This is a genomic window from Mesorhizobium sp. M0954, assembly GCF_040319155.1.
Taxonomy (GTDB): domain Bacteria; phylum Pseudomonadota; class Alphaproteobacteria; order Rhizobiales; family Rhizobiaceae; genus Mesorhizobium.
Genome location: NZ_JAMYNR010000083.1, coordinates 1 through 677, shown reverse-complemented (window position 1 = coordinate 677; position 677 = coordinate 1). Strand labels below are relative to the sequence as shown.

Annotated in this window: 1 protein-coding gene; it reads right to left on the bottom strand. The window is 60.6% G+C overall.

From position 1 onward, the window contains the following. On the bottom strand, positions 1-677 hold a 677-nt coding region (locus NKH93_RS34250), incomplete at both ends, for an aminotransferase class III-fold pyridoxal phosphate-dependent enzyme (protein ID WP_352976421.1).

Below are 677 nucleotides of genomic sequence, written 5' to 3'. Positions count from 1 at the left end.
AGGCTTCCCGGTAGTCGTGTGGCAGCTTCTGCTTGGGATGGATCCGAAAGAGCGACGCAGCACCACTGATTACATAATGCGCTTGATGGTGGGCAATCGCAGCAGTAAGAGCCGCGCGCAATCGCTCGCCCATTGCCTCCAGCCCATCGAATGCCGCCTCAGTCATGGCTTCCAAGCTGACACGGCCCGCGACCATGGAGACCGGATTTGCGGAGAAGGTGCCGCCCTGGGCCACCTTGGCGTGACCAGCCGATCCGTCGAACACACTCATCACGCGTCGCGATCCGCCAATCGCACCGATCGGGAACCCACCCCCAATAATTTTCCCGGCTGCAATCAAGTCTGGTTCAATTCCATAGCGTGCGGAGGCCCCCCGATAGCTTTGCCGGAGATTGAGCACTTCGTCGCAGACGATGAGAATATCATGCTGGCGTGCGGTTTCGAGAACAGCGGCAACAAAGTCGGGATTAGGCGGAATAAGGCCACCGCCGCTCGGCATCGGGTCAAGCAAAACGCAAGCCAGTCGATCGGCAGCATCCGCAATCCGGCGGCGCGCGCCGTCGGCATCGTTGAAACGAAGCATGACAACCTCGTCGGCAACCGATGCCGGCATGCCTACATAGGAGGGTACCGCGACGGGTGCGTCGGGAGATCCCCAAGTGGAAGGTATTCCCCCG